The organism is Actinomadura sp. K4S16 (assembly GCF_008327685.1).
In the GTDB taxonomy this organism is placed as follows: Bacteria; Actinomycetota; Actinomycetes; order Streptosporangiales; family Streptosporangiaceae; genus Spirillospora.
This window is the reverse complement of sequence record NZ_BDDE01000029.1, coordinates 18458-41911: the sequence shown is the minus strand read 5'-3', so window position 1 is coordinate 41911 and position 23454 is coordinate 18458. Positions and strand designations below refer to the sequence as shown.

Below are 23454 nucleotides of genomic sequence, written 5' to 3'. Positions count from 1 at the left end.
CCTCTCCCTATGTTCAACCGAGCCACGCCGAGCCACCAGACCTCCAGGCCGCCGCAGGTACCAGGTGCGTCGCCCAACTCCACCGACCACAGCCAGTGGGAGCGGCTGGAGCCGTTGCTGCCGGTGGGCAAGAAGCCAGGTCGGCCGCGGATCTGGACCCGGCGGCAGTTGATCAACGGGATACGGAGGCGGACCCGGACCGGCGCTCCGTGGCGTGATCTTCCGGAGCGCTATGGGCCGTGGAACCGGGCCTACGACCGGTTCCGGCGTTGGCAGCGCGACGGCACCTGGAAACGGCTCTTCGAGCAGTTGCAGGCGGAGGCCGATGCAAAGACCTGATCACGTGGGACGTAAGCGTGGACTCCACCATCGCGCGCACCTATCAGCATGCCGCTGGAGCGCGTAAAGAGGGATCTCCAAAAGAAGCCTCCCGGGGGCGTCGACGCCGAGCCCGACGACCACGGCCTCGGGCGCTCGCGCGGCGGGCCGACTACCAAACTTCACCTGGCGGTCGAGCAGGGACAGAAGCCGCTGTCCCTGCTCGTCACCGCCGGCCAGCGGCACGACGGTCCCCAGTTCCAGCCGGTCCTCGACGGTATCCGAGTGCCCAGGACCGGACCGGGCTGGCCTCGCACGAAGCCGAACAGGGTCCGCGCAGGCAAGGCGTACGGCTCCCGCGCGAACCATGCCTATCTGCGCCGACGCGGCGTGAAGTGCACCATCCCGGAGAAGGCGGACCAGATTCGCAACCGCCGAAAGCTCGGCTCCCGCGGTGGCCGTCCGCCCGAGTTCGACAAGGACGACTACAAGCAGCGGCACGCGGTCGAGTGCGGGATCGGACCTGCTCTCGCTTGAACGACTCGTCGTTGTCGAACAGTACGGCTCGGCCGACTACGACGTCCTCCAGCCTGACGTCATTCTGTCCTTCCATGACCTGTGCCTTGCACGCGCCGACGACGGCTGGTTCATGGGGCAGCTCGACGCCGACGGTTCAATCATCTACTAGGCCCCCTACGGCCCTGACCTGGCCGAAGTCATCCGTGGGTTGTGAGCTGCCAGGCAGCGAGCTCGATCATTTTCACAACACGCCTTAACTCGACGACTCTGTCGCCGGCGGGACACCGCACCGCTTGCAGCCGTTCGCATGGTCGTTCCGACAGACGTAGCCGATGGTCCCTTCCACGCACCATTCGGCAGCTGCTTCGGACAGCAGGTCCGGCCCGGCAAGCAGGAGCCGACGCAGTTCAACGTTGTCGGCAATGTCGGCCGGACGGCTGGTGAACCACTCGTCGAACCAAGGCTGGTCCCGGTGCACGCGCCAGTGTCCGTGCTCCCGGTCGTCGATTGCGGCAACGAACCGATCGACGATGCAGCCCCAACTAGGTGCGCCGAACCAGCCGGTGTCGAGCGCGCAGAAGAATTCGATCAGGGTCCGCAGGCCGAACTCCTGCTCGTGGAGGCGGTACGCACGGCCCCAAGAGATCGCGGCCTGTGCCATCTCCGCGAGGTCGTCGCGCGGATCATCCTCGTGCGCCGGGTCGTCAGGGTTGTGGCAGGCCAACCCGAGCTCGAGCACGGACTGTCCAGTCGGCAGAACCCGAGACGGGTTGACGATCGCGAGACCGACAGCGACCCAGTCGACATGGTCAAACGACAGCATCGAGCGCACGAGCCGGGTGGTCGCCGCGTTGATCCGCATCATCGTGCCGTCGTGCAGCGGGCTCCTGCCGGCATGCCAGTTCTCGACAGGCGTGTTGCGCCAGAGGGCGAGCGTGATCCGGGTGGCGGCGAGCCACAGCAGAGCGTCGTCGTCAAGGTGCCCGAACCGGCTGGCGCACTCCTGGGCGCCGTACCGGATCAACTCTCGCTGGCTCGGCCGCTCGTGGCCGTCGGACTTTTCGGGTTCGACGTACTCGTCGTCGGTGGCGTACTCGTCGAGGATCTCGTTGAGCTCGGCTGCGCTGTCGGCGATGTTGTACTCGTAGCCGTCCGGTCCAAGGACGGTGTACACGTCGTGGTCCCACGTGACTTGCACGTCGCCCCAGAGCACGACGTCGTCGCACTTGTCGATGGCGCCGTCAGTCACTACCGGCCTGATCGTGATCGGTGCAGTTCGCCCATCGGTCCGCCCGTCGTCCTGTTTGGCCGCCCACGCGGTGATGACGTCGAGCGGCTTCGGGACGAAGGGACCGACCTCGGTGAAGCTGAATGGATCGCCGTTTTCATCGGTGTCGAACCGGCTGTTGATGAACGCGACCGCCTCGGCAGGCGTACTGACGATGGCCTCGGCGCCACTGTCGTTGTCGACAACTCGCCACAACACGCTGTTCTTCACGACGGTCTCCGATCGAGGTGGGGACACCCGGGGCTGGCAGGACGCGCCGAGTTACTCGGCGCTGACTCCAATGATGGGGTGACCGTCCCCTCTGTAGGTCCTGCATGCGCTTGTCGGCGAAGATGCCTGAGCGGACGGTGTGCAACCTATGGCTCCGTAGTTGAGAAGCGACAGCGTTTGTAGTGCTGTTTGAGCAGCGCCAGGCGATCTTGTGGGTCGTGAGTGTTGGTGAGAAGTGACAGCACCTGCTCGGGTCCAGTTCGAGCTGACAGGTTGAGGTCTCCGGTTCTTCGGTTGATCATGTGTCGATGACTTCCACCGTTGATGAGTCGTGGGACCGGATCCTGGGATGGCTGACCCAGCATGCTCCGGCCACCTTGGAGCGCATCGGTCCACCTGCCGCCGACGCGGACATCGCCGCGGCTGAAGAAGCGGTGGGCGCGAGGCTGCCGGCTGATCTTGTGGCGTGGTGGCGGCTCGCGAACGGAAGCGCGTCCAGCTGGTCCCACCAGCGTTTCGACCTGCTCCCGGGCTACTGTCCCTTCCGCATCGAGCACGCTCTCGACTCGCGGAGGGTCTGGTGGCAGGTGTGGCATGACCAGATGATCGGGGAAGGGCTGCTCACGGAGGAGGTCTTCACCAAGGCGCAAGCCGACCCTGCAGGCACCGAGGCGAGAATGTGGCTCCTCGCTTTCTTGCCCATCGCCGGCAGCGGCGGCGCGGACCTGTTCGTCGATCTGCGGTCTGGCCCGAGGCGCGGGTGCGTGCGGGAGTTCGACAGGGTCTCCACGGACGGCGAAGTGCGCTGGGGCAGCGTGACCGCCATGCTCGCCGACATCGCCGACGCACTCGACAACCACGGCAGGATCGGCGGATATGAGGCTCGCCCGGACGAGGACGGAGTCCTGTTCTGGGACCGGGACCTGGGCTAAGAAACGCTCTGCGCGGCGCGGGCGCGGCTTTGTGCGAGGCGGTAGGAGTCGGTCCCGGTCTCGATGATGGTGCCGCCGAAGGTGAGCCGGTCGACGATCGCGGTGCAGAGCCGCGGGTCGGTAAAGGTCTTGGTCCAGCCGCCGAAGGACTCATTGGAGGCGATCGCCACGCTGGCCTTCTCCTCGCGTTCGGTCCGGACCTGGAACAGCAGTTCGGCGCCGTGACGGTCCAGCTCCATGTAGCCGAGTTCGTCGATGCAGAGCAGGTCGACGCGGCCGTAGCGGCCGCGGATTGTGGGCAGCCGCAGCAGCCGGCATGCCTGCTCGATCGAGGCTTGAGCGGCCTGTTCGATCATCCCGCGGTGACGGTGCTGGGTCATGAGGCGGTCTCCGATCCGGGTGGGCGATGGCGCAGCAGCTGGTCATAGGCGGCGACCGAGGGAAGCGGGCGGGTGTCGGGCGGCAAGTTCGCCAGCCGCCGCTGGGTCAGGAACGTCACCGCGCTGGCCGCCTGCCCGGCCTCACGAGGATCGTGCTCGGGAACGGAGTCGTCGGCCTCGGCGGTTTTGCGGGCCTCCAGCGCGACGGCGTCGGCGGTGAGCGCCCCGGCGCGTAGAGCGGCGGCCAGGCCCGCGACGATGTGCTCGTGGTTCATGTGGCGGGCCAGCAGCAGCACCTCGATCAGGGCCCGGGTACCGTCCCGGTCGCCGTGTCCCTGGCAGGCCCGTGCCCACCACTGCTCGTGAACGGGCGTGAACTTCCCTGCCGCCTTGGCCTGGTCCAACGCGGTCGCGCCCGGCAGCGCACCCGGCTTGCGGATCAACACCTCCAGATAGTGGTCCAGTTCTAGGCGGCTGGCCGCCTTGGCCAGCAGCCGCTCGTGCCGGGCGACCTCGGTGCGGCCGTCATAGACGATCAGCTCCGAGGCGTGCAGCATCGCCCGGACCCGGCGGCCGATCAGCCGGACCGGGACCGAGTAGTGGTTGGTGCGCACCGTGATCTGGCTGTAGCAGCCGGGACGCTACGAGCGCGAGTTCAGCGGGACGCTCACGACCTTGGGCTCAGTTCAGGTCATGACCGAGGACTACCATGCCGCGGCCAGGACGCTTGCTGAGGCCATTCTCCGCGCACCCGAGGGCGGCCCTGACCAGTTGGTAGGCATAGGTGCGGGAGAGGTCGAGGGCTCGGGCGGCGGTGTTGATGTCGACGACGGTGGGGAGTTCCGCAAGTTCGGCGTTCTTCAACGGCTGCATACGCGACCTCCAGGTCGGAGAGGTTTGGCGGTGGGGGTGACGTCGGCGAGGGGCCGTTGTAGCGAAAAGGGGGCACGTTCCATTGCGAGGAAGCGGTCGCGGCATGCGGAGGACTGGTGCGGTGTCTGAGTTCTCGCTGCCTGGCGGGTTCGTGAGTGAGAGCGTCCGTGTGGGTGACACGGTGCGCCGACGGCCTGCTGCTCGTGCGGAGTTCGTGCACCGGCTGCTGGGGCTGTTGGAGCAGGCCGGCTGGGAAGGCGCCCCTCGGTTTCTGGGGATCGATGGACAAGGGCGGGAGGTGCTGAAATTCCTCGATGGCCACGTGGCTTGGGAGCCGGTCCAGGCCATCCGGGTCGACAGCGACGAGAGCTTAAGGCGGGTCGCCGAGTTGGTCCGGGAGTTTCACGACCTGACGGCCGCGACGGACCTGGCCGGCGATGGTGAGGTGGTGTGCCACAACGACTTGTCGCCGAAGAACACGGTGTACCGGGATTCGGGTGCGGGGATGCGTCCGGTGGCCTTCATCGATTGGGACCTGGCCGGCCCCGGGCGGCGGATCCATGACGTCGCGCATGTGTGCTGGCAGTACCTGGGGCTCGGGCCCGGCATCGTCGACGTCGCGGCGGCCGCTCGGCGAGCGCGGTTGATCTGCGACGCCTATGGACTGGCCGATCGCAGCGAGCTGGTGGATGTGATCTTGTGGTGGCAGGACCGCTGCTGGCGCGGCATCGCGGCCGCCGCTCAAGCCGGCGACCCGGCGATGATCCGTCTTTGTCAGGGTGGCGCCATCGACGAGGTGCAAGCCGCCCATCACTGGGTCCAGCAGCATCGCGCAGAGTTGGCCGCAGGCTTGATGTCGTGAGTGTGGTCCTGGCATGGCGGCCGTCCACGCGAGGAAGCCCCGGTCCCTCGAAGGCCGGGGCTTCCTCGGTGCCTTGTCCGGGCGTTAGCGCTTCAAGATCGCCACGAGGTTCGCGAACTCGTCGCGGCGCAGGGTGAACTTGGCGCCGGCTGGGTCTTTGCTGTCGCGGATGCCCACGGCCTCGCCGAGGTCGGCCAGTTCGACGCAGTTGTCTCCGGCCTCGCTACTACGCGACGACTTGCGCCAGGTCACGTCCATCGCTCTTCCACAACCTTCCGCATCAGTTCGACCGACGCCTTCGGCGAAAGCGCCGCCGCCTGGAGCCTACTGAAAGCCTCGCTGACGAGCGCCAGGTCTCTCGGCTCTGCGCTCGTCTCGCCCCCGATATTGCTTTCCAGGTACACGATCTCGCTCCGATCGGGTTGAGTGGCGATCACGAACGGCGCTCGGGCGTCGCGGTAGTAGCCGATCGGGGCGATCTGAATCGTGATGTTCTCCTGCTCCGACATCTCGATGAGATGCTCCAACTGCTCGCGCATGATCTGCCGGGAGCCGACCTCGCGGAGGAGGACGGACTCGTCCAGCACGACGAACACGGTCGGAGGGTTCGGCTTGGTGAGGATTCTCTGCCGTTGCATCCGCTCGCGGACGGCATCGTCGTTGCACAGGAGCACACGTGCGTACGCCTCGGTCTGCAGAAGCCCGTAGACCAACCTGATCTCGAACGCGCGCAGGGCGTCAGCGGACGCCTCGGCGCGGGGGAAGTCCGCGAAGAACTTCGGGTAGCTGCTGGAACGCAGGAGCTCGTCCCATGCATCGACCAGGGCCGTGCCCGAGTCCAGCCCCTTGTCCATCCGTTCGGCGAAGTCCCTGCGGCACTTGGTGCGCCCGGACTCGACCTGCGAGATGTAGCTCCGGGTGACCGCCGTCCGTGCGGCGAGTTCCGTTCGATTGAGTCCCGCTTCCTCGCGGAGGCGCGTGACCTCTGCGCCGAAGGCGACGGTCTTGGCTGTTGGTTTGCGTGCGGCCACTGCTTCGCCTCCACGTGAGCGAGGGGAACCCACCTACCAGCGATCGACAGCGCCACGTGTGTGCTGGGGCGCTTCGGTGGTAACGCTACGCGGCGGAGTTGAAGCTGTGCAGCGAGTTACCCAACCTGTCAGTGGCCAGCGAAGGTCGTGCCGATGTCCGCAGCACCGCAAACTCCTGAAGTCCCGACGATCGTCCTCGATTGCACCGATCAGGCGCCCCGCCTCGCACGCCGGTTCCTCGCCGAACAGTTCGCCAGTTGGGGCATCAGCGACGACTACATGGGCCGTCTCGTGGTCTGCGAGTTGGCCACGAACGCCTACAAGCACGGCGAAGGCACGATCGTGGTTCGGCTCTTCCTCGACCCGGACGATGGGCAACCGGTGATCGAGGTATCGGACACCGGCACGGGCCACCCCACGGTCCAGCCCCAGGACTACGCCGCCACCTCCGGCCGTGGCCTCCAGCTCGTGGCGGAGCTCGTGCACGAGTGGGGAGTCAAGCACCTCACCGGAGGCGGCAAGGTCATCTGGGCCAAGCTGCCCTGACCTTGTGAGGTGGCCGACACAAAGAGCTGGGGACCACGCTCCTGCGAGGAAACGATGCAAATCACGTTGCTGCTACTGCAGCACCTCTTCCCTGAATGGTCGATCACGCTGGACCGAGAAGGGATCTGGAGGGCAACGGGGCGCGTCCTGATCTCGGCGTCCGACCTGGACGAGTTGATGGACCTGCTCCACACCGCCGACCCAGAAGCCTTCGAGCGTGCCTTCCGCCAGCTCGAAGAGCGGAAATGACCGACTGGCGAGAGGAGTCCCTCCGTGCGGCGAGTGCCGGCAGGCCGCGTGATGAAGAGCCGTTCGATCACGGACGTCGACGACCGGAGCGCGCTGGGCCCGTAGGAGCCGACGGCGCTGATCTGTTCTGTGCATCCTGCGGCAGCGGAGCCCACGCGGTCGGGAAGGCGGCCATGGCCAGGCGCGCTTGCGCGCTCGGGCCAGCCGGCGGAGGTGAGGGAGCGCCGCCCGCTGGGCGTGCTTCTCGCGTGTGCGCGGCGGCTCTTCGAGCCGCGTCGGCCTGGGCGTGACGCTCCTGGAGGCTGCGCAGCTGGGCAATGGTGTCGAGCAGGCTGATGAAGTTGGCGACGAGCACCATCGTCGACACCACCGTTCGGTCCTTCGCCATGCCGGTGAGCGCGAGCAGGCGGGCTGTGGTGCGCAGCGCGTTGCCTGCCGGAGTCGGGGTGGGGATACGGCCGCAGGGGGCGCGGGCCGCGCGGTCGTAGGCATCGGCGGCGCGGTGGAGGTGACGGTTGCCGGTGACTCGGGCTGCCACGTGAAGGGCATCGGAGGCCGCCCAGCAGGCGTCCTGCGCAGCGTGCGGGTTGGTGACAAGGTGCCGCCGGATCTGGGCGGTGGCGAAGGCAGCGGCCCGGGCCGCATCGTCGTAGAACGCCTGGCGCTCCTCCGGTGTCAACTCATCCTGGCCAGCAGCCGACTGGCGGTACGCGGCAGGAGAGGCCCAACGCTGGCGGAGACGGGACAGTGACAGGTCATCGGCAAGACGGCTGCCGGGATACCACGTCGGCTCATGACCATCGTGTTCAGCAGCGAAAGCGACGGCGTAGCCAGTGATCTGCCCGTCAACGGTCTGGCTGTAGCGCAGCTTGACCAGGAGAGCCCCTCACCCCGAAGCCGGTCGAGGAACTCGTTGGTCGTCGCCGACTCGTCCGCCGCGCGGCGGACGGCCGTCCGCAGCACGGCTCGTCTCGTCCGCTCGGAGAGATGCCGTCCGTCCAGCGGACGGAGCGGGGACGACGCGTGGACGGACCCGTCCGCCCCCGTCCACCGGCGGCGAAGCTTGGGCAGAGTGAGGTCGGCAGCGAGCTTCCCTCCGCCGAACCACACAGGCCGCCCATCGCTGTTCAGATCGTCAGGGAGGGCGACGGCGTAGCCGGTCATCTCGCCGGCCGTCCGCTCGCTGAAACGCTGGCGGACCAGGACACCCTCATCACGCAGCTGCCTAAAGAACTCCGCCTCGCTGCTCGCCCCGGCCGCCGCCGTCTGGACCTTGCGGCGCAGAAGCGTGCGGGACGGTAGCGGCCGGCCGTGGCGGACGGCTTTCTCGATCTCGCCCCGGCTCGGCCGCCGCGCCGCCGTCCGGTCCGCCGGAGCCGTCCGCCGCAGCCCGTACTGCCGCTCGATGGCGCGGCAAGCGTCCCGGACGCGGTAGCCGTCGTTCCACACATCGGGCCGACCACCGTCCTGGCGCGCCAAGGTCGCCACGATGTGGACATGGTCGGCAGCATGCCGGACCGCCACCCACCGGACCGCGCCGAAGTCCCCAGCCGGAGCAAGCCCGACCCGGTCCATCACCTCATGAGCGATCCGAGCCCACTGCTGATCGGACATGACCGGGTCCTCAGGCGCCGCCCTCAACGGAAGATGCCACACCGGTTGCCGATAGTTCCGCTCCCCCAGCAGAGCCAGCGGCTGCGTGAACAGCGCGTCCAAACGCCGGAAATCCCGGCTCCCATCCGCCCGCACACCCGGCTCCAACTCCGGCGCGCTCCGGAAACCCGCCACCACATGCGGATCGCGATGCTCCTCGTGCCGGCCAGGACCGTACAGGTAGCGCAGCAGCCCCATGACACGCTCTCCACGACGAATCTTCCCAATCACCCACGGCCCCCGGCCGACCGCTCAAGGGAGCCGATGCCGCAACTCCTGAGCCAACTCATCAAGTCGGTCAACGCTGCGCACCGCCGCCTGCGCGTACCACCGAAGCTGCTCGACCAGCTCACCGGAATTCAACGCCGCAACAGCCTGATTGAGATTCACGCCGACCCGCTGCACCTGCCCGGCAGCGAACAACACCGCCGCCAGCGCCTCACGCACCACGGCGTACTCCGCAACCACTCGTCCCTGCGCCGCCGCCAAACTCGCCTGCGCGGCGAACGCCCCCAGCGCCAACCCCTCGTTCGCCGCCGCAGCCGCCAAAACCGCGTACTCCTGCTCCGACAGCGCGATCCTCACCGACCGACTCCGCTGCTGCGACCGAACCGAACGCCGCCTCCGCGGCCCCCCGGACCCCGACACCGACTTGCCGATCTCGACCGTATGCCCCACCCCCCGCGGGGATCGCGCCCGATCCCCTCTGCCCTGGCTAGACCGCGCCCGGTCCAACTACACAAATGAACGTTGCCTATTACTTGCTCCGCGCGGCGAGAACCGGCGAGACCATGACGGCATCACGATCTCCGCCGCCTAGCTGCCGCCCCTGATCGGAGCTCTGCATCGCAACGCGCCTGACCCGCACACGCGAGCAATCAAAAGCGTTTTACTGGATGACATCTCCTAAAGTTGATCGTGCTTCATACTGGACGACCCGAAGGCCAAGCACCAACTTCACGACCGGCGCGCCGCGACTTCGCCCGCGATCTGGAGCATTGACGCATCGACCTTCTAGTCCGACGGTCGCGGGTTCGAATCCTGCCAGGCGCGCCCCTGTCTGACCTGCAGTCTTGATGTAGCGATGGAGGAGGTTCTGGCTACCGGTGTAGCCGCTCACCCTCATCCGCAACACCGTAAGTGACCAGGCCGGGCAGGCCCGAGAACACCACATTGACAAGCCCATCGACCTTGATCTCGCCTGAGCGCGACAGACCGCCGTCCTCTGCTACCAACGGCAGAGCGACAGAGCCGTAACTGGACAGACCCACCGAATCCTCCTCGCATGCCGATGAGCAGGCGTTCGGTGCCCTGGGACAGATCGGACCGCGTCTTCAGACGGCGCTGACGCCCATTCCGTCGTCTGGCACCTGTCGCGAATGGGCCGTGATCGCGCCAGGAACCGCGACCGCCACTTCGACACCGTGTTACGCGAGGCGCCGACCTTCTCCGCAACCCGGGCGATCGTGGCGCCCTCGGCCCACAGCAGCACGATCCGAGCCCGCAGCGCCAGCGCCTGCGAACCCGCAGCACTCCTCCCAGCAACCATGCGCGACACCCGGACTGGTGGAGGGCTCAGGTTAGCCCCGGCCGTCAGCCGGCTCTGTGTAGAACGGCACATTCCGCCAGCCTGATCCGCGACGAGCCTGCAGCGCAGCCGCCGGAGCGGTCAGCCCCGGCTGCACAGCTTCGCCGGTGATCCCCCAAACCGGATGAAACACTCTGGTCACGGCTTACCGAGAGCATGCCGTCGGGGACCTCGTCGCCTTCTCGATGGCGGGCGCCTACGCCTGGACATCTCGCACCATGACTTCCTGATGCATCCCAAGCCCACGTTCCACTACCTGGACGTCTAACCAAAAGGGCACATAGGGGCTCCGGTCGGTCATCCCGTCCGGAGCCCCTACGCTTAGGCCTCGAGCTGTCCACGCGCGTTGCCCGAACGATCGCTTCAATGATCCACCTAACCCCCGTGCTGCTGGTTCAGGGGACCTAGGCAAGCTAGTGTGCTGTCCGATACGTCCACCACCCTCGGTCTTGTGAAGGCAGTACTTAGCTGATGCTTGTTGCCACGTTGATTAAGGCAGGAAATCCTGACCTAGGACCCCTTATCGATATCTGCCGAGAGATTGATATCCAGGAACTCTTGGTCATGGATAAGGTGGTAGCGGACCGCGCTCTGGATATACAACAGCCCGATCTCGTTATAGGGTATCTCGACCCTCCGTCTGATATCACTCAATTCATTGCCACAGCAGACCTGGATCTCGAAAATGTCACTGCTCTAACCAACCTTGAAGTAATGCTGCAGTTGGGCAGGGCTGTTGAACGGAGAATCCCAGCCTGCCTGATCGTGCCCCCACCTCTCCGGGCTCCATCTGTTCCTAGTCAGCTTGTAGTAATTCCATGCCAGCTAAGTGATGTAGACAGTCTTCGGCTGCATCTTTGGGCGTTTACGGCCAACCTTGCAGAACGTCGGCAGGATACTGCAACAGCGCCCGCACAGATCAGCCCTCCCGTTGATTTCAAGCGATACATACGTCTACTTAAGTCGCTGCGCCAAAAAAAAGGATCAAACATACCCTCTTTTAGGGTAGAGCAACTTGTTGTTGAGCTCATACGGGCCACAGGAGTGGCATTCGCCGAGAACCCAGAGAAGAGCACGCCCGATCGTGGCTTCGACATGGCCGTGTTGCCATCGCGGGAGTCAGACGAGATCGCGCTAATAGAAGTGCTGGCAGGACGTCTGAACGAGCGAAGGCTGCATGATTCTGAACTACGTCTTCAGGAAGCAACGCTTGATCGGCGGGCTCAACTGGGCGTGTTGCTCTATGACAGCATTGATGGACGACGCTTTCCCGCAAAAAGGACTACACCCCTTGTACTCAGACTCGCCCTTGAGGATTTGATTGAGCAACTCGGGCACAAGAGTCTCTCGGAGGTGCTTACCGAGGAAGTCGCTAAGGCAACGGAGCGCATCTGATATGGCGCCATACTCGACCTCCAGGATTAGTGCCCTCCATGCCTTGAGCATAGATAAGACGCGCAGCACAACCGTTCGTGGCCGTGCCTTCGAAGACTGGTTCTGCTACCTACTTGACCAGGTTCCGGGTTTTAGGACGCGGAAGGACACCCTCAACAAATTCCACAGCGAAGAGATAGACATAGCTGTGGCCAATAGTAAGCTCAGTGACATGGGTTGCTTTCCTAACCTTTTCCTGGTCGAGTGCAAGAACTGGAGTGACCCGGTAGATTCACCTACCGTCGGTGCCTTTATAGACAAGCTGGCGAATCGACGGATTGAGCTTGGCGTACTCGTGGCCGCCAATGGAGTGACAGGTGATGAAAACGAACTAACTGCGGTTTATCACAAAGCTTCTCTTGCCCAAGTTCGTGGGCATCGTCTGATAGTTATCACACTCGACGAGCTTCTGAAGGTGACCACGACACAAGAGCTTACAACTCTCTTGATTGAAAAGCTCTTGGACGTGATCGCCTCGGGCACCTTCCGCCTATCGTGACAGGTGACGTTGGCGTAAGGACGGTATGGACCGGACGCAGGCCGACCGGTTGGCCTTCATCCGGGTCCGCTCCGACCGGTTCGAGCGCGGCGCGACCCTCACCCACGGCCCCAACCAGGTGCCCGCGCCAGCTCACCGGCCTGTCTGAGTTGAGTGCTGCGTCAAAGTACAGCCGGGGAGTACAGCAACCCCACCGTTGGGGGCGGATTCCAGTCGACCACAACGGATACCGCATGCTGGAATGCTCAGCGCCCTGATCGTGCTTGCCGATAGATGGGGGTCAAGCGCGCTCGCCGAAGCGCGCTCGCGACGTGACCGCTCGGCGATGACCTCTGGAACCGCTAGTTCGGAAGGGTGTAGCGGTATCGGGTCGGTCGGAGATCCATCTCATCGGGTTGCCAGGTGGTCCAGTGACGGCAACGCCCTCCGCTGGTTTGGATGGTGCCATCGGATTGGCGTTGCCAGGTGATCTGGTCGACGACCACCAGGTCGGTGCGGGCAGTGGTCCGGGCGTGAGTGACCTCGTTGGTGGTGAGTTCGACCGCGTCGGCGGTACCAGTGGAACCTTTGACCTCGATGTGGATCTCTTCGTCGCCTTTGACGGCCCGCAGGTCGTAGGAGCAGATGGCACCGACGTCGGTGATGTCATGGTCCGGGTAGAGGTCACGGGCTCGGCGGACAGCGTGCTCTTCGATGGCTTTGCGCAGGGCTGGGTCGGCCAGATAGCCGGCACCGGTCCGCGAGCGTGGGCGACGCAGACGGGCGGGCACCCGCCTTGGCGTACTGGCGGCGGGCGCAAAGTGGTTGAGTCTGGCCAGTTCGGGGAGCAGGTTAAGCATGGCTGCGGGGACTTTGACCAGGTACGCCTGTGCGGTGCGCAGCGGCCGGCTCGGGGAGAAGACAAACGGGAAATACAGCGGCCCGTTGATGCGTGCTTCCAGGTCGCACTTGATTGCATGAAGCTGGTCTTCGAGAGGGCGGAGAGCCTTTTGACCGATCGGGGTGTGCAGCGGGGTGTACCAGGTCAGCTCATACCGCCAGGCCGGTTGGGGGTGAGTGTTGACGGGGCGTTGCTGGCCGTAGGTGCCACGGGCGTCCCAGATCAGCTGGTCGTCGTAGGGACCATCGGCGGCGATGGAGTGTCCGACGATGCCGGGCTGGCCGTGCAGGCTCTTGTGCCAGTGCAGGACCACGTCACCAGGCTTGATCGCAGTGACCAGTGAGTAGGACCAGAACTCCCCGCCAGTACCGTTGCGCTGCAGTGCCTGCAGGTTGCTGCCGAGGTCGGGGCGGTCAGTGATCTCCATCCAGAACCGTTCTGCGGGGTCTTGGTCCCACCACCGGTTCAGCGCACCTGTGGGTGAAGTGAACACCGTCCGGGCTTCCCTCACAGTGGGGTCCACCAAGCCGTTGGCCTGACGTGCGGCATCCTCTGCGGTGCCGCCGGGGAGCATCCGCCGCGGCTCGATCCGTTTAGTGGCATTGCCGCCATCAGTAGTGGCAAGGTCCGGTGAGGTCCCCCCCTCCTTGCGTTGAACACGGACAATGCGTCGATCGCGTCGCGAACCCGATCGCGCGACGATCTCAGGGGCATCGCCGCAAACGGAAGTGACGTCGTCATTCTCTTCCGCAATTTCAAAAATTTCCTCGATCAAAGACGATTTGTTGCGCGCTGACGCTATCGCTTCATTGGTGCTGCCTTTGGCTTCAAGTAGCTCTACCGTGTCCCAAATAGACCTGCGAACGAAAGACCATGCTGCAACCACGTGAGCACAGCGCACAACCATCGATCGGTCTGCTGCAGCCAGAGATGTCGCAATGCGCAGCAGATGCTCGAAGGATCTAACGAAATGGAACTCCGGACCCTCGATAGAGGATGACCGATCAGGGTTATCACTCAAGTCTTCTATCGTGCGATACGCCGCGTTCAACTTGTTTAGCGCCGCAGGCGTGAACGTGATATTGCGCTGTTGAGCGGTAGCCCATTCGTACGCCCGACCGATTTCACCAACAGCACCTGCGGTGTCGTCATGTTTGAGATCGAAGTCCGAAGGTCCAGCAAGGATCGACATGACTCGACTGCTAGTAGCGGCGGAGGTCCTATCAAATCTCCGCAGCCAGGCGTCCTTGCTTATCGCCCATTGAACACCAACATTAGGCATGGCCTTGCCATCCTGCATATCGGGGGATTGATGCACTTCCCGCTGCTCACCATAATCCCAGGAAGAGCGAACAGATGCTTCGAGTCCAACCTGGAACGAGAACGGCTCGCGTCCGCGCGCAACAATTGGCGATCCTGTACACAAGACATTGTGGGTCTTTGCCGACTTACGACTATCACGTAGCGCCTTTCTGATTAGGTTCTCGTAAGCCTTCACGGTGGTCACGGCACCATAAACGATGCCCTCCAGAACGTTCGATTCAGTCTCCCTCAGGGTCTCCATAGCCGCCTCAAAGGCCGCAACCGATGAGTCACCTTCGTTCGATACGAGCACGGTCCATACGAGTGGGGGACGCAGCCTATTCCTCGAGATTATGGAGACCGTATCGGCTATAGCAGCCGACCATACGCTCAGAAGTACTGTGTAGGCTGCCACTTCATCCACACCGCAGCGACTCGTTACTCGCTTGGCAATCTGGCCGACTGGACCGTAGAGCAAAACGCTAGGCGACACGAATACCTCCATAATGACCGGGATGGTTCAGCAGTTCAGCAGAGTACTGGATGGTGTCCTGACAGTGCTGTCGAAGGGGAGAGCGCGTCCAGCTGTGGGCTGCCCATCGCTCGCTGAGTGCGGTGGCGAGCGACGCCCAAGCGGGTGGGAGCAAGATTGGGAGCGGAGAGCTCCCGGTAGGATGCATTCAGGCGCGGCGAAGCACGGCGCCAGGTCCTGGCGATACCCACTCTGACGTGGTCGTACGGATGCGAGCAGGCTGTCACGACCCCCATGGTCCCCTGTTGTGGTCATGGTTGTCATGAAGTTCGTCTTGGGGAGAACCCCTACTCAGCAGGACTTATGAAGACTTCGTGTGCAGCTTTCAAGGCGGCCCGACAACCGGGCCGCACGCGCCGCCGACTCGGTGCCTGGCCCTCCGCCTCTGCTCGGGAGCTGGCTACGGGACCAGGCTGCGGGCACCGGGCGGCGCGAGACAGGTGCCACGCGAGCGCCTCGGCGCGCTCCAGGACGGCGGAGAGGGCGTCCAGGACGTCAGTGCGGCACGCGTCCGGGTGCTCCCCCCGGCGCCACCTCCGAACGAAGTCGCACGTTTCAGTAGACGTCCGCGACCGGGACCGGGCCGTTCGGAAGTCATTAGGATTGACAAACCGGGGAAGCTCAGTGTGCCCACAGGGTGGCTACTCGCTGACGTCGAGCCCGCTTGGTGCATTGAGCCCGCGAGTCATGAGGGCCCGGCCAGAGGGCCAACGTCTCCTGTGAGGCGGTTGAGGTCGAGATGGAGCTCGCCGGCGTCGAAAAGGCCGATCGGATCGCGAATGCAACGCCATGACGGCGTTGTGGTGTTGGCCTCGTAGACGCGGTAGAGGACATAGCGCTGACGGGCGCGCACCGCTAGCTGGAACTCGGCGGCGGGCCAGACGAACTGGCCTTGGCGGCTCGTGGTGGACTTGACCTCGACCCACAATTCGGCACCATCGTCGTCAACAGAGACGATGTCATGGTCCGAGCCGGGGTTAGCGTCGGCGACCCACCTGACACGGTCTGGCGAGAAGCCAAGCTGCCTCACGCGCTCGCGTTCGATGGCGAGGACTATTTCTTCGCCGCGCCGGCCGACCTCCCGGTCATCCTCCGATTCCTGGTAGCTGCGTGGTGTCCAAGCGCCGGAACCGCCGCTGCCTGCGGTTGCTTGGCGCTTGTGGGATGGTGTTGCTGTTCTCTCTGCGGGCAGGGCTTGGACGCGTCCGAGGTCAGGCAAGGGCGGCCGGAGGGCTCGGGCGGCCGGCAGTGTGGGTGGTTTCTGTGAACCACTGTTGTCCGGTAGCGGCTTTGACATTGCTTCCCGGACGACATGCTGGCTGAGGGCGTCGGAGAGTGATGCTAGGTCCTCGTCGTCCGCGTCTTCGGCGTATTCGGTGCCGGGTGTGCGGGGCCGCCAGTTCACTTTGCGGCGCTCCAGTTCACGTTGCATTTCACGTGCCGACCGGCACCGCAACAGGAAGTAGACGGCGTCGCCAAGCAGCCGTTCCCCGAGCGGCCCTGAGTCCGCCAAGCCAGCGACCGCGTTGGCGACGAGCCTGCGCTGCTCATGGGAGCTGGCGACTTGGTCGAGGACGATCTGATTGTCGTCTACGTTGTAATCCACGGCCACGGTGAGGGCGTGTCCGCCGACACGGTACTTGCGTTGGATCCCGTTGACGAGGGTTATCTGCGTGATCCGGGCGAGCCGGGCAGTTAGTCTGCCAACTGTGCGCGACTGATCCGGTCCGGAGACTGCGGAGGCAAGCGCAGCTACCGCAGACGCGAAATTCGGGTCGTGGAGCCGCGCGAGGGTGATGTCGAGCCGGAGCGTTTGATCTGGCTCGATTTCGGAACCGTACTCTGTGTCCTCCCGTTTGGCTGCTTTAGATAGCGGCCTGGTACCAGCGGCTTCGAGGAACCCGATTACGCGCCCATCAGAGGTGTCGGCGAAGGATACGGGCACGCGCGCGGCCACCGCTGCCGCCGCCAGCGCGGGGTCGTCGTTGATGAGGAAGCCCTCCGTGGTCGCCTCCTTTAGAGTGTGCAGGCCACGCTGGTCGTCCAGAAGCAGGTGCGTGCCGGGGGCGAGCCCCTCTGGGGGTGCGTCAAGGCGGTGGTACGCCCGCCGCAACGCCTCGGCCACGTGGCGGGGAATCGGGCGCTGCGCGCCGTAGAGTTCGCTGACCCGCACGAACAGACGCCGCCAGTGTGCGGGGGTAGGCCGTTGGGTGGCGCCGAGGAAGACCCAGGTATCTCGCAACGCCTCTGGCAGCACCGTGACCACGTCGAGGAAAGCACTGCGGTTGTCCGCGCCGACAAGGCAGTTACCTGCTGCCTCCCATCTGCTACCGGTCCAGATGACTTGCCGGTCTCGCAGCTCGCCGGCACGCCGCCTCTCCCGGCGCAACGCCGATACCAGTGCCCGGTAGACAAGGTCTGGCTTGGTGACGTGACTGCCGGACTCCTGCAGTTTCATCAGGGCTGCGAGGATGTCGTCCGCGCGGGGTTCGGTCCGGCATCCGAGTCGTCGTAGCAGGGCCGTCGACATGCCCACGGCGTATGGGGCGTCCTCCCCCAGCACTGCGACCAGATGGTCGGACCGGTTGTAAGCGTCGGAGGGCGCCGTTGCCGTGCCCGGCCCCGTCTCGAGGAACTTGATGGTCTTGAGGTGGGTGAGCACGGACAGTGAAAGCAGTCTTTGCAGGCGGGCGATTGCCTGTCGCATGACCTCTGGAGGAACGGTGCCCTGCTCCACCAGTCGTGCAAGGGCCACTATGTCGCTGCCCCGAACTGCCTGACGGAATCGAAGGGGCTTTAACGAGTCGTTGTCCTCGTCAGCAGGCGTGGACAAGTGCAGTGCCGGCGCAAGGAGCGTGGCACCCTTCGCCGACCGGCTCACCATGTTTGCAGGAGCAACCCACTCGCCGTTGTGGTCCTGGAGCACCGGGGCGCGGCGGACCGCGGCCCACGCTTTCCTCGACAGAGTTGGCCGACCTCGTATGTAGCGTGCGAGAGCATCGCGTGCCTGCTCGGAGGCGGTCCCGTCCACAAGACGGCTCGCTGTTTCTATCGCCCATCGGGTAAAGTTGAACGGCCTGCACAACCCGGCAAGGACCTTGGAGTCGACCAGGTCTGGATGCAGCGTCTGGTCCCAGGAAATCACGTCGGCGACTGCCTCGTCGACAATCCAAAGCCCCTTCGGCGAGCCAAGCGTCCCCGCGCCGGTCAGCGTGGTGGGCGCGGTGCGGAGATCTCGCCTGTGGTCAGCGGTGAGGGCGGTCCTACACCCGTCTAGGGCGGCCGCGAAGTGCTGCTGGAGCGTGAGATCGCGCAGCGCGTCCGGGAAGTCGGTGTAATACCGTGCTACCTCGGTGGCTTGGTCGAGTTTGGTCGCCAGTTCGCGTGCGTTCTCGCCTGCGCAGCGCAGGCGGATTAGTGAGCTGACCGTGAACGCCTTACCTCCCAGCGCGACCGCCATCGCCTGGGTCTCTGGGCGTGTGACGAGGCTGGAGTGCAGCAGATGGTCCGGGCTTGAGGTACCGGCTCTGAAGGCCGCCAGCGCGGGGTTGGCCGGGATCGTCAGGGATTCGACCGGGGCGCGTAGCGATCGCTTGGCGCGGCCTGTCGTCGCTTGGGTCGGCCAGCACGACTCGCTACGCAGCAGCCGGTCGATCTCCTCCCTTAGTGCGGGAACTGTGGAAGAGCCTGCTGCCCGCGGGTCAAAGGCGAGGAACGCTTGAGCGCCAAATTCGACGAACAGGCGTTCGGCGAGTAGGCGGACGGCGAACGCGGCGGCTTGCTCGACCAGCCAGGCGTTCCAGTCGCTGTTCTGGGGATCGACAAGCTGACTGCGGTCCTCGGTCATCTCGAACGGGGCGCTGATGCTGAATCCGAACCCGGTCCGCGCCCGGATGGCGCCCATCGGGTAGTAGAAGATCCCCGGTGTCTCCAGGTCCAGGCCGCGGCGCCGAGTCCGGACTGAGACACCCAATCGGATCCGGCCCCCGGGAACCTGGAAGTAGCTGGGCACGTTCGGTCTGCGGAGCGCTGCTGGCGGTATCAGAACACGCTGGTACTCCCTCTCGCTGATCGTTCCCGACGCGTGGGCCAGCGACGGGCCGTGCTCTTCGAGCTTGGCCGTCCGCTTGATCAAACCGGAACCCCGCTGCCCCGCGCGGGCAGACTGCCGCCAGCGCAACTCGTGCCCGAGACGCTCGGAGCAAAGCACGACGGACTGGAGGTTCTTCCCTGGCCCGGGGTGGGCCAGCTTGATTAGGGTCGGCGCGAACTCGGCTGCGATAGCCTTCAGCGCTTCGGCCTCGTGATGTTCGTCGAAGGCCCGCAGGGGGCCGTCATCCCTCTTGCGGTATGGAACCACGAGGGTCACACCCGGCTGGGTGCTGGAGTCCGGATGCGGCAGTGGTTCGGCCAGCGCCCCCTTGGTGCGGTCGAGGATAGTGCGCCTCCCACCGGACATGATGTTGATGCGGTCGCCGAGCAAGAACAGGGAGCGGAGCCCGAAGTTTTTCGACCCGATGCCGTTGGACTTCGGCTCGACACGATCTGCCGCGTCCGGTATCAGACCGTGGCCGAGCATGACACTCAGCCGCTTCCATCCCGCGCGATCGATCGTCTTTCCGTTGCCGCGGACCTTGAGAGCGTCTGGACCGAACTCGACCACCAGTTCGGTACCTCCCGCGTCGTACTCGTTCTGCACCAGTTCCCGCAGAACATCCACCGAGGTATGACTGAGCGCGAACTCGATAAGCAGGCTCGAGCCGACGTGAAAACGGAACTCCAGCTCCGCGGAGTTAGCCGGGACTAGGGAGTGATCGGGCACGTCTCTTCCCATCAAGCCGATCCAGAGATGACAACGATGATTTCAGGGCGCACCGACAAAGGGCGGCCTCCTGCGGTCCCGGAAGATGCCCGTTTCCGGTCATCGCTGACTAGCGGCTGCACCGCCGGTGACACCGTCGTGGCGGAAGCCTGGGTGGTTGGCCGTCGGCCACCGTTGACCAAGCCCGCCGCGCTGGAGACGCGCCTGGCCAGGTCGCGAAGGGCAGGGTTTGTACCAGATTAATCCCATGTCCTGGCGAGGCGCGTCGGAGATCCAAGGCCAGAGCTGTGCAACTATCTCTTCTTGATCATGCATACGCGATACTCGACCAATCGGCTGTAGTCTTTATCGTACTTCATTTTAGTCTGAAGAACTACATTGCTTCCCGGGATCTCGTAGGTTCCAGCCGGGCACGCGGGACCATCACCCATTGCATCGCTCAACAAATACATGCCGGAGAAATCATTGATGGATGCGGTATCGACGCCACTTGGACCAGGCGGCCCCGAAGGTCCAACTGGTCCCTTATTGAGCCCCAGCACTCCTATGGCTGCGCTAGTTGCGGCACCACTGATAGTTCCGGCCAGGAGTGCGGACAGGAGAACACTGAAAAAAGATCGACTCACTGCTGGGAACCTCTCATCTTGACCGATCAATACTAGCGATGGGCGAACCAGCACCCCGGATCCTCGCAACACCGGACCGCGTCCAATTCTGGCCAGTAGCGCACACGCATATCCAGCCGGTCGGCCCGGAACCACGACCGTCACACGAAACACTAGGAGCAGAGCCAGCCAAAGCATGGTTGTCATCCGCGCAGGTCAGGCGGGGACCGCCGGCGATGAAGTCACAAGACCTACAACGGCCCATGTCGGCTCGTTGTCGGCTCGGCGATTCCGAAGCGGATCGATGGTAACCCTGTTCTGCGCACCCCCGAGTTGGCTTCTCTGGGCTTGCTGTCCAGTGCGATGCGAGATCTGGTGGCACGGGCTAACACCGGTCGGTTGACGCAAGCCGACCTTGAGGGTGGATCACTGACCGTGAGCAACTTGAGCATGTACGGTGTCGATTCGTTCTCGGCGATCATCAATCCACCCCACTCCGTGATCCTGGCGGTGGGCGCCGTGCGACCCGGGGTCGTCGCCATCGACGATGAGTGCCAGGTCCGGCCACTGATGCAGCTCACGGTCTCTATCGATCACCGCGCCATTGACGGCGCTGTGGGGGCCCGGTGGCTCGACGCACTCGTCAACCATCTACGTTGCCCGATAGGCCTGATCATCTGACGGACACGCCCCGCGAGACATCGAGCGTGGCTCGATAGCTGATCAGTGGAGCTTTTCGGCTGCGGACGAGATCTCGTGGTGAGACCTCTTCTACCGGGGGCTCCACGCCCTTTCCGGACGCCGCCTGATCGTTCGCGTGTCTGCCCTCAAAGCTTCGTTTGTGACAGGAAAAGCATCCTTATCCGGATCGATTTCGCTGAGACCACCTCACTGCGACGGCCGCTGGCCGATTGTAGAAGTCAATCGCTACGAGTGCCGGTCGTTGTGCCTCACCGAGGGTATGTCTACAAGCGGGAGGGCGCCATTTTGTTCAGCCTTCCGCGGTGCCGCTATCAGTAGGCGCAAGGAAGTTGCGCAGGAGCCTGAGTCGTTCAAGAATTTCGTCATAGGTCACGATAGTGACGCTGCGAGAATTGGCGCGGTATAGCTCGAAGGACTTCTGCTTCGATGGCTCATCCGGAGGCGGGGTGCGTCCTGCCACAACAAAGCAGGAGATCGCATAGGACTCCAAGTCCCATCGGCGCGAATTGTGCTTCAGCGTGGCGAGGTTCGACGTCAGTTGGTATGCCTGATCGAGAACCTGCGTGACCGCGCCATTCAGCTCCTTTGAAGGGCCGTACACCCCCGTTCGATGCTCTCGCGTGTCGAGCAGTCGGGTTGTCGGCTTCTTGATCTCCACCAATGCCACATTGTTGGTGAGCGAATTCTTAAACAAGTAGTCGGCAATCTTATCACCACCTCCCGCGAGGCTGCCGCCGCCCACCGTTGCTTGCGACTGAACGCTGACCATTGGCGCGCCGAACACTTGCTGGAGAGCAAAGGCGTTGTCATCAAAAAATATCTGCCAGTACTGCTCATTCTCACCCTTCTCCAATGATTCTTCGTAGGAGGCGATGAGGTGATCGAGACTCACCAGCTCGATCTCGCGGTGCAATTTTTGAAACTTCTCGGGCCTAGTACTCCAGCGGTAAGTCGTGATCTTCAGGTCTGTTGTCGCTGGTGGTGGCATGTGCGGGCGTGGGCTTGATGGCGTCGGCGCCAGTGTGACCAGTGGCGGGAGAGTTCGACGGCCTGTGGTGGACTGGCGGTGAGCCGGGTCATGAGGCGTTGGACTTCGGCGAGGGTGACCGGGATCAGATCGGGCTCGTCCTGTGGGCGGGTGTGCTCGGACGCGGTGACCGCGGTGAGGAAGGCGTGGGCGAGCATGGCCATGGTGGTCCACCGGTACCACGATCTCCAGGTGCGGACCTGGTGCTGGTCCAGACCGCACAGGCCCTTGCCGGCCTGGAACGATTCCTCGATCGTCCAGCGGCGGCCCGCGACGGTGACCAGGGTGTGCAGCGGGACGGGCGCGGGTGCGTAGCAGCGGTAGAACGCCAGTTCACCGGTGCGGCGGTTGCGGCGGACCAGCAGCCACCGGCAGCCGGGCCTGTGGTGGTCGATGCCGATCAGGGCCCAGTGGTAGAGGCGTTCGCCTTTGGCGCCGGTCCCGGCCGACAGGGGCTGCCAGGCCCGTTTGGGCAGTGCGGCGGCGGCCTGGTCGGCGCGGCGGGTGCCGACGCCCAGGGTGACGCGGTGGCTGGAGGCGACCGCCAGCACGTACCCCACCCCGCGTTGTTCCAGCTCACCACGCAGGTCCGGGCTTTGGCCGTAGACCTCGTCGCCGGTGGCCCACCCCGCCTGCACCCCGGCGTCCAGCGCGCGGGCGAGCATGCGGCGGGCCAGCTCGGGCTTGGTGGCGAAGGTCCGGTCGGCGGGCACCCCGGCCGCTTGGCGCCGGTCAGTGTCGCCGGCCCAGATGCGGGGCAGGTAGAGCTCCCGGTCGAGGAAGGCGTGCCCGGCATCGGTGGCGTAGCCCAGGAACACCGCGACCTGGCTGTTCTCGATCCGGCCGGCGGTGCCGGTGTACTGGCGCTGCACCCCGGCGCTGCAGGTGCCCTTCTTCAGATCGCCGGTCTCGTCCACCACCAGCACCGCCCCCGCCGACCCGAGCTGCTCGGTGACATAGCCGCGCAGGTCATCACGTATCTGGTCGGCGTCCCACACCGCCCGGCTCAGCAGGTACTGCATCCCGTACGGGTTGCGGTCCCCGGCGTGCTCGGCGATCGTCCAGCAGTTCTTGCGCGGCAGCTCCGCCAGCAGCCCCTCCAGCAGGCCCCGGAACCGCCGCCGGGTCTCCACCCGCTTGAACCTGCAGGCCACCCGGCCCAACAAATCCTCCAGCATCGTCTGCCACCGGCCAGGGTCTAC

At 64.7% G+C, this 23454-nt stretch carries 24 protein-coding genes and 1 pseudogene; 10 read left to right on the top strand and 15 right to left on the bottom strand.

Translation table 11 applies throughout. From position 1 onward, the window contains the following. The first annotated feature begins 9 nt into the window (after positions 1–9). Both K4S16_RS45350 and K4S16_RS45345 read left to right on the top strand, forming a co-directional pair. Positions 10–339 (top strand): transposase, encoded by a 330-nt coding sequence (locus tag K4S16_RS45350; protein WP_200842403.1) that lies wholly within the window; start codon positions 10–12, stop codon positions 337–339. Positions 340–387: 48 nt separating this feature from the next. Next, on the top strand, positions 388–855 hold the full coding sequence (locus K4S16_RS45345; RefSeq protein WP_200842402.1) for a transposase: 468 nt from the start codon (positions 388–390) through the stop codon (positions 853–855). Between the two features lie 235 nt (positions 856–1090). Here the strand turns inward: K4S16_RS45345 and K4S16_RS40570 are convergent, their stop codons facing one another. After that, entirely contained in the window at positions 1091–2335 is a 1245-nt protein-coding gene (locus K4S16_RS40570; RefSeq protein ID WP_149264431.1) for a hypothetical protein, read from the bottom strand. 308 nt (positions 2336–2643) lie between these two features. Between K4S16_RS40570 and K4S16_RS40565 the strand changes: the two genes are divergently transcribed. Beyond that, positions 2644–3267, top strand: a complete 624-nt coding sequence (locus K4S16_RS40565; protein ID WP_149264430.1) for an SMI1/KNR4 family protein — start codon at positions 2644–2646, stop codon at positions 3265–3267. Here K4S16_RS40565 and K4S16_RS40560 read toward each other — a convergent pair. From K4S16_RS40560 to K4S16_RS40550, 3 genes and pseudogenes are all read right to left on the bottom strand, one after another. After that, a pseudogene (locus K4S16_RS40560) lies at positions 3264–3551 on the bottom strand (ATP-binding protein); the annotation flags it as partial. The gene K4S16_RS40565 and the pseudogene K4S16_RS40560 sit on opposite strands and share 4 nt — an antisense overlap. Before the next feature lie 92 nt (positions 3552–3643). After that, the gene (locus K4S16_RS40555) at positions 3644–4261 is read right to left on the bottom strand and encodes a hypothetical protein (protein WP_200842401.1); all 618 of its coding nucleotides are present in this window, start codon (positions 4259–4261) and stop codon (positions 3644–3646) included. 67 nt (positions 4262–4328) lie between these two features. Beyond that, a complete protein-coding gene (locus K4S16_RS40550) occupies positions 4329–4520 on the bottom strand; it encodes a hypothetical protein (RefSeq protein WP_149264429.1) in 192 nt (63 codons plus the stop codon). A 121-nt stretch (positions 4521–4641) separates the two neighbouring features. On the opposite strand from K4S16_RS40550, the gene K4S16_RS40545 reads away from it, so the two are divergent. After that, positions 4642–5382 carry a phosphotransferase gene (locus K4S16_RS40545; protein ID WP_200842400.1) on the top strand — a complete coding sequence of 247 codons (741 nt, stop codon included), beginning with the start codon at positions 4642–4644 and terminating at the stop codon, positions 5380–5382. An 84-nt stretch (positions 5383–5466) separates the two neighbouring features. On the opposite strand, the gene K4S16_RS40540 is transcribed toward K4S16_RS40545, so the two are convergent. Both K4S16_RS40540 and K4S16_RS40535 read right to left on the bottom strand, forming a co-directional pair. Then, a complete protein-coding gene (locus K4S16_RS40540) occupies positions 5467–5640 on the bottom strand; it encodes a DUF397 domain-containing protein (RefSeq protein ID WP_149264427.1) in 174 nt (57 codons plus the stop codon). Then, positions 5631–6413 (bottom strand): helix-turn-helix transcriptional regulator, encoded by a 783-nt coding sequence (locus tag K4S16_RS40535; protein ID WP_160161212.1) that lies wholly within the window; start codon positions 6411–6413, stop codon positions 5631–5633. The genes K4S16_RS40540 and K4S16_RS40535 overlap by 10 nt, the downstream gene beginning before the upstream one ends. A gap of 153 nt (positions 6414–6566) precedes the next feature. Between K4S16_RS40535 and K4S16_RS40530 the strand changes: the two genes are divergently transcribed. Further along, positions 6567–6959 (top strand): ATP-binding protein, encoded by a 393-nt coding sequence (locus tag K4S16_RS40530; RefSeq protein ID WP_149264425.1) that lies wholly within the window; start codon positions 6567–6569, stop codon positions 6957–6959. Between the two features lie 9 nt (positions 6960–6968). Next, on the top strand, positions 6969–7208 hold the full coding sequence (locus K4S16_RS40525; RefSeq protein ID WP_160161211.1) for a hypothetical protein: 240 nt from the start codon (positions 6969–6971) through the stop codon (positions 7206–7208). 67 nt (positions 7209–7275) lie between these two features. Here the strand turns inward: K4S16_RS40525 and K4S16_RS40520 are convergent, their stop codons facing one another. The 5 genes from K4S16_RS40520 to K4S16_RS47080 all read right to left on the bottom strand — a co-directional run bounded on the left by K4S16_RS40520 (position 7276) and on the right by K4S16_RS47080 (position 10410). Beyond that, positions 7276–7887 carry a hypothetical protein gene (locus K4S16_RS40520; RefSeq protein WP_149264423.1) on the bottom strand — a complete coding sequence of 204 codons (612 nt, stop codon included), beginning with the start codon at positions 7885–7887 and terminating at the stop codon, positions 7276–7278. Beyond that, positions 7884–9059: a relaxase/mobilization nuclease domain-containing protein gene (locus tag K4S16_RS40515; RefSeq protein WP_149264422.1), complete on the bottom strand. Its 1176-nt coding sequence runs from the start codon at positions 9057–9059 to the stop codon at positions 7884–7886. The genes K4S16_RS40520 and K4S16_RS40515 overlap by 4 nt, the downstream gene beginning before the upstream one ends. 54 nt (positions 9060–9113) lie before the next feature. After that, entirely contained in the window at positions 9114–9446 is a 333-nt protein-coding gene (locus K4S16_RS40510; protein ID WP_149264421.1) for a mobilization protein, read from the bottom strand. A gap of 515 nt (positions 9447–9961) precedes the next feature. Further along, on the bottom strand, positions 9962–10132 hold the full coding sequence (locus tag K4S16_RS45340) for a hypothetical protein (RefSeq protein ID WP_200842419.1): 171 nt from the start codon (positions 10130–10132) through the stop codon (positions 9962–9964). Continuing rightward, positions 10090–10410, bottom strand: a complete 321-nt coding sequence (locus tag K4S16_RS47080) for a helix-turn-helix domain-containing protein (protein WP_160161210.1) — start codon at positions 10408–10410, stop codon at positions 10090–10092. The genes K4S16_RS45340 and K4S16_RS47080 overlap by 43 nt, the downstream gene beginning before the upstream one ends. A 510-nt stretch (positions 10411–10920) precedes the next feature. Between K4S16_RS47080 and K4S16_RS40500 the strand changes: the two genes are divergently transcribed. From K4S16_RS40500 to K4S16_RS46655, 3 genes are read left to right on the top strand one after another with little or no spacing between them, the layout of a single operon-like run. Then, positions 10921–11844, top strand: coding sequence for a hypothetical protein (locus tag K4S16_RS40500; protein ID WP_160161209.1), 924 nt, complete (start codon positions 10921–10923; stop codon positions 11842–11844). Positions 11845–11887: 43 nt separating this feature from the next. Then, a complete protein-coding gene (locus K4S16_RS40495) occupies positions 11888–12382 on the top strand; it encodes a restriction endonuclease (RefSeq protein WP_160161208.1) in 495 nt (164 codons plus the stop codon). A gap of 25 nt (positions 12383–12407) precedes the next feature. Continuing rightward, on the top strand, positions 12408–12530 hold the full coding sequence (locus K4S16_RS46655; protein WP_268843306.1) for a hypothetical protein: 123 nt from the start codon (positions 12408–12410) through the stop codon (positions 12528–12530). 193 nt (positions 12531–12723) lie between these two features. Here K4S16_RS46655 and K4S16_RS40490 read toward each other — a convergent pair whose 3' ends face one another. Together K4S16_RS40490 and K4S16_RS40485 are read right to left on the bottom strand one after the other, a co-directional pair. Then, positions 12724–14826, bottom strand: a complete 2103-nt coding sequence (locus K4S16_RS40490; RefSeq protein WP_160161207.1) for a DUF3883 domain-containing protein — start codon at positions 14824–14826, stop codon at positions 12724–12726. A gap of 955 nt (positions 14827–15781) precedes the next feature. Next, a complete protein-coding gene (locus K4S16_RS40485) occupies positions 15782–19930 on the bottom strand; it encodes a DUF3883 domain-containing protein (protein WP_160161206.1) in 4149 nt (1382 codons plus the stop codon). An 881-nt stretch (positions 19931–20811) separates the two neighbouring features. Between K4S16_RS40485 and K4S16_RS40480 the strand changes: the two genes are divergently transcribed. Then, positions 20812–21204, top strand: coding sequence for a 2-oxo acid dehydrogenase subunit E2 (locus K4S16_RS40480; RefSeq protein WP_149264415.1), 393 nt, complete (start codon positions 20812–20814; stop codon positions 21202–21204). 310 nt (positions 21205–21514) lie between these two features. On the opposite strand, the gene K4S16_RS40475 is transcribed toward K4S16_RS40480, so the two are convergent. Continuing rightward, complete coding sequence (locus K4S16_RS40475) at positions 21515–22138, bottom strand: Shedu immune nuclease family protein (protein ID WP_200842399.1); 624 nt, start codon at positions 22136–22138, stop codon at positions 21515–21517. 47 nt (positions 22139–22185) lie between these two features. Then, complete coding sequence (locus K4S16_RS40470) at positions 22186–23430, bottom strand: IS701 family transposase (RefSeq protein ID WP_149264413.1); 1245 nt, start codon at positions 23428–23430, stop codon at positions 22186–22188. Positions 23431–23454 lie beyond the last annotated feature (24 nt).